This is a genomic window from Arenimonas sp. (genome assembly GCF_019459675.1).
Lineage (GTDB): Bacteria > Pseudomonadota > Gammaproteobacteria > Xanthomonadales > Xanthomonadaceae > Arenimonas.
Map to the genome: position 1 here is coordinate 1 of NZ_JAIBFH010000297.1, position 4,191 is coordinate 4,191.

The following is a 4,191-nucleotide window of genomic DNA, read 5'->3' on the forward strand; positions in this document are numbered from 1 at the left end:
GGCCCCCCATGGGGGCCGCGCGCCCGGCGCCCGGACCCGGGGCGCAGCGCTGGGCCCGGCGATCGCGCAGCTGCGACTGCACGTCCAGCTGGAAATCCAGGCGCTGGCGCGCCTGCGCGGTGGTGCTGGCCGGATCGCCGGACCGTTTTTCGGAATGGCGCGCGGCGCTGGCCAGGCGCTGGGAACCGGCTACTTGCCTGGCAGCGGCCTGGTCACGAGCGAGCGCATCGAGCGGAATCTCGCCGCGCAGTTGGCCGCGGGCATCACGCAGCTCCGCCAGCACGGCGCCGGGCTCGTCCGGGAAGCGCACGAACACCGGCTGGCCCGTGTCGAAGCTGCCGTGATGCGCACGCATCGGATCGGGCAGCGCGAGCACCTGGATCACCCGGCCTTCGGCGTCCAGCCAGGCAAGGCGCCAATCGCTGGCGGCATCACGTTCGGCGCGACGGTCGCCGGGTGCGGACGTGGTGCGAACCAAGGACAGCATCGGCATTGTTCCCGACGGTGCTGGGGCCGGCCGGAATCCGGCAATGAAACCACCGGAGCTGCCGGCAGCGGGCGCGGCGTTCGCACCGACGCCACCTGCCAGCAATGCCGCCACCATCGCCACGCCGGCCAGGCCGACCCTCCAAGCCTTTCGAAAAACCATGGCCGCTCCGCACTCCCCGCGCCGGCTCAGTGCGCGGCAGCCAAAATGCTAGCATCCCCACCCATGAACCCCGCTCCGAATCTCGTGCTGGTTGGTCCGATGGGCGCCGGCAAGACCTCCATCGGAAAGCGCCTGGCCGCACGCCTGGGCCTGGCCTTTGTCGACTGCGACCACCGGCTGGAGGAAGTGACCGGCGCACCCGTGCCGCTGATCTTCGAATGCGAAGGCGAAGCCGGTTTCCGGGCCCGCGAAACCGCGCTGGTGGCCGAACTGATGCGCGGCAGCGGCCAGCTGGTGGCCACCGGCGGCGGCGCGGTGCTGGCCGAGGTGAACCGGCAACATCTGCAGGCGCGGGGCTTCGTGGTGCACCTGCAGGTGAGCGTGGACCAGCAGATAGAGCGGCTGGCGCGCGACCGGTCCCGCCCGCTGCTGGCCGTGGGCGACAAACGCGCCAAGCTCGAAGCGATGGCGATCGAGCGCGGCCCGATCTATCGCGCCGTCGCCGACATGGCCTTCGAGGCCGACGGCCTGGCGGTGGCGGTTTCCGCCCCGCGCCGGGGTGCGCGGCTGGGACAGCGCTGGCAGCGCGCGGCGGCAACGCCCTGACCCGGCCCGAACTTCAGGTGGAGCTGGGCCAGCGCCGCTATCCGATCCACATCGGCCGCGGCCTGCTCGATGCGCCCGAATCCCTTGCGGCGCTGGTGACCGGCCGGCATGCCCTGGTGGTGACCGACAGCAACGTGGCGCCGCACTACCTCGCACGCGTGCAGCAGGCGCTGGCCGGCAAGACCACCGGCACGCTGGTGCTGCCGGCTGGCGAGCAGGAAAAAACCCTGGCGCGCTTCGGTGAAGTGATGGCCGCCCTGGCGGCGCTGGGCGCCAGCCGCGACGCCACGGTGGTGGCGCTGGGCGGCGGCGTGGTGGGTGACCTGGCTGGCTTCGCGGCGGCGTGCTGGATGCGCGGCGTGCGCCTGGTGCAGCTGCCCACCACCCTGCTGGCGATGGTGGATTCGTCGGTCGGCGGCAAGACCGCCGTGGACCTCGTTCAAGGCAAGAACCTGGTCGGCGCCTTCCACCAGCCGGCCGCGGTACTGGCCGACGTGGCCACGCTCGACACCCTGCCCGCGCGCGAACTGCGCGCCGGCCTGGCCGAGGTGGTGAAGTACGGCGCCATCGCCGACGAGGCCTTCTTTGGCTGGCTTGAAGATCATGCCGAGGCACTGCTGGCGCGCGACCCCGACGCCCTCGCCCACGCCATATTCACCAGCTGCGCCCACAAGGCCGGCATCGTCGCGCGCGATGAAACCGAGCAGGGCGAACGCATGCTGCTCAACTTCGGCCACACCTTCGGCCACGCCGTCGAAACCGAGCAGGGCTACGGCGGCCTGCTTCACGGCGAAGCGGTGGCCGTGGGCATGGTGCTGGCGGCCCGGCTGTCCGCCGACCTGGGCCGGGCACCGTGGTCGGACACCGCGCGCCTGGCCGCCCTGCTCGAGCGCTTCGGCCTGCCGGTCGCACTGCCGGCCGGTCTGTCGGGCGAGTCCCTGCTGGGCCGCATGAAGCTCGACAAGAAGGGCGTCTCGGGCCGTATCCGGCTCATTCTCTGGGCCGGCCTGGGGCAGGCCGAGATCGTGACCGACGTTCCCGAAGACGACATCCTCGCCATCCTCGAGGGCTGATGGCCGCCCGGTAGGTGGGTGTTCGCCGGGCAGGCTAGAATGCGGCACCTATGCGCCTACTGATGCAGCAAAAACCCGCCGCCGGCGAAGCTCCCAAGTATGTCCAGCTGATGCTTCAGCAGGACCTGCTGGGCAGCTGGACGCTGCTGCGTGAAACCGGCCAGATCGGCGGCAAGGCTTCGCTCAAGCGCGAGCTCTACCTCGAGCGCGATGCCGCCCTGCTGGCCTTCGAAAAAGCCCGCGACGCCCAGGTCCGCAAGGGCTTCCTGGTGATGTTCGCCCAAGGTGCCGACGCACCCCGCTGATGGAATAAACGCCGTGACCCTGAAAAACGACCGATTCCTGCGCGCACTGCGCCGTGAGCCCGTGGACTGCACGCCGGTGTGGCTGATGCGCCAGGCGGGCCGCTACCTGCCCGAGTACCGCGCCACCCGCGCCAAGGCCGGCAGCTTCATGGCCCTGGCCACGAACCCCGAGCTGGCCTGCGAGGTCACGCTGCAGCCGCTGCGCCGCTTCGAGCTGGACGCGGCCATCCTGTTCTCGGACATCCTCACCGTGCCCGATGCGATGGGCCTGGGCCTGTATTTCGCCGATGGCGAAGGCCCCAAGTTCGAACGCCCGGTGCGCACGCCGGCCGACATCGCCAAGCTGGCGGTGCCCGACATGGGCAGCTCGCTGCGCTACGTGATGGACGCGGTGAGCCTGATCCGCCGCGAACTGGACGGCAGCGTGCCGCTGATCGGCTTTTCCGGCAGCCCCTGGACCCTGGCCTGCTACATGGTGGAAGGCGGCGGCAGCAAGGACTTCGCCCGCATCAAGTCCATGGCGCTCAACGAACCCGCCGCGCTGCATCGCCTGCTGGAAGTCACCACCGACGCCGTCATCGCCTACCTCGCCGCGCAGCGCGCGGCCGGCGCCCAGGCGCTGCAGGTGTTCGACACCTGGGGCGGCGTGCTGGCGCCGCACATCTACCGCGAATTCTCGCTGCGCTACCTGCAGCGCATCGCCGCCGAACTGCCGCGCGGTGAAGGCGACCAACGCACGCCGCTGATCCTGTTCGGAAAGGGCAACGCGCCCTATCTCGAGGAGCTGGCGGCCTGCGGCAGCGAGGGCGTGGGCGTGGACTGGACGGTGTCGCTGGGCGAGGCCCGGCGCCGCACCGGGGGCCGCGTTGCGCTGCAGGGCAACCTCGACCCGACCACGCTTTACGCCTCTCCCGACGTGATCCGCGCGCAGGCGCGGCTTGCCCTGGACGACTACGCGGCGGCCAACGGCGGCTCGCGCGCGGGCCACGTGTTCAACCTCGGCCACGGCATGTCGCCCGACATGGATCCTGAAAGCGTCCGCGTGCTGGTGGATGCCGTGCACGAGATCAGCCGCGCCGACTGAAGCGCGGCCGCCGCCGGCAGCCGCGGCTAACGCTGGCTAACCCCGGCGGCGATCGCCTCGGCCAGGATGTCGCCTGTCACCCGCATGCGAAGGAAGCCGTCCATGCCCGCGGCGCGCGCCGCCGGTTCGGCTTCGGCATCGGCGCGCGCGGTCAGCGCCAGCAGCGGCAGGGGCAGGCCCTTGGCCCGGATCAGCCGCGCCAGCGCCAGCCCGTCGATGCCCGGCAGGTCCAGGTCCAGCAGGGCCAGGTCAAACCGGGCAAGCTCCAGCTCTGCCAGCGCCGCCAGGCCGTGCGGCGCATGCACGACGCCATGGCCCAGCCGCGCCAGCAGGCCGCAGACCACTTCGGCCACCACCGCGTCGTCTTCCACCAGCAGCAGCTCGAGCCTGCCGGCCGCTGCCGGCGCCGCGGCGCGCGGCCCGCCCCACGGCCGCATGCAGATGCTCTTCGTCATTGACCCGATTGGTGCGCTG

Annotated in this window: 6 protein-coding genes; 4 read left to right on the plus strand and 2 right to left on the minus strand. The window is 71.5% G+C overall.

What is annotated here, in order from left to right; genetic code table 11:
* The coding region (locus K0M70_RS10060; protein WP_290781737.1) for a hypothetical protein at nucleotides 1-649 on the minus strand (649 nt) is incomplete at its 3' end.
* 63 nt (nucleotides 650-712) lie between these two features.
* On the opposite strand from K0M70_RS10060, the gene K0M70_RS10065 reads away from it, so the two are divergent.
* From K0M70_RS10065 to hemE, 4 genes are read left to right on the plus strand one after another with little or no spacing between them, the layout of a single operon-like run.
* Nucleotides 713-1,255: a shikimate kinase gene (locus K0M70_RS10065; RefSeq protein WP_290781738.1), complete on the plus strand. Its 543-nt coding sequence runs from the start codon at nucleotides 713-715 to the stop codon at nucleotides 1,253-1,255.
* Nucleotides 1,252-2,328, plus strand: a complete 1,077-nt coding sequence (gene aroB, locus K0M70_RS10070; protein WP_290781741.1) for a 3-dehydroquinate synthase — start codon at nucleotides 1,252-1,254, stop codon at nucleotides 2,326-2,328. Before K0M70_RS10065 ends, aroB begins: the two co-directional genes overlap by 4 nt.
* 50 nt (nucleotides 2,329-2,378) lie before the next feature.
* Nucleotides 2,379-2,633, plus strand: coding sequence for a WGR domain-containing protein (locus K0M70_RS10075; RefSeq protein ID WP_290781739.1), 255 nt, complete (start codon nucleotides 2,379-2,381; stop codon nucleotides 2,631-2,633).
* A 4-nt stretch (nucleotides 2,634-2,637) separates the two neighbouring features.
* Nucleotides 2,638-3,717: a uroporphyrinogen decarboxylase gene (gene hemE / locus K0M70_RS10080; RefSeq protein ID WP_290781742.1), complete on the plus strand. Its 1,080-nt coding sequence runs from the start codon at nucleotides 2,638-2,640 to the stop codon at nucleotides 3,715-3,717.
* 26 nt (nucleotides 3,718-3,743) lie between these two features.
* Here the strand turns inward: hemE and K0M70_RS10085 are convergent.
* The coding region (locus tag K0M70_RS10085; protein ID WP_290781740.1) for a response regulator at nucleotides 3,744-4,191 on the minus strand (448 nt) is incomplete at its 5' end.

What these genes read in the sequence shown, in the direction of transcription:
- K0M70_RS10065 (WP_290781738.1), top strand. Translation starts at nt 713, where the DNA reads ATGAACCCCGCTCCGAATCTCGTGCTGGTTGGTCCGATGGGCGCCGGC.
- K0M70_RS10075 (WP_290781739.1), top strand. Translation starts at nt 2,379, where the DNA reads ATGCGCCTACTGATGCAGCAAAAACCCGCCGCCGGCGAAGCTCCCAAG.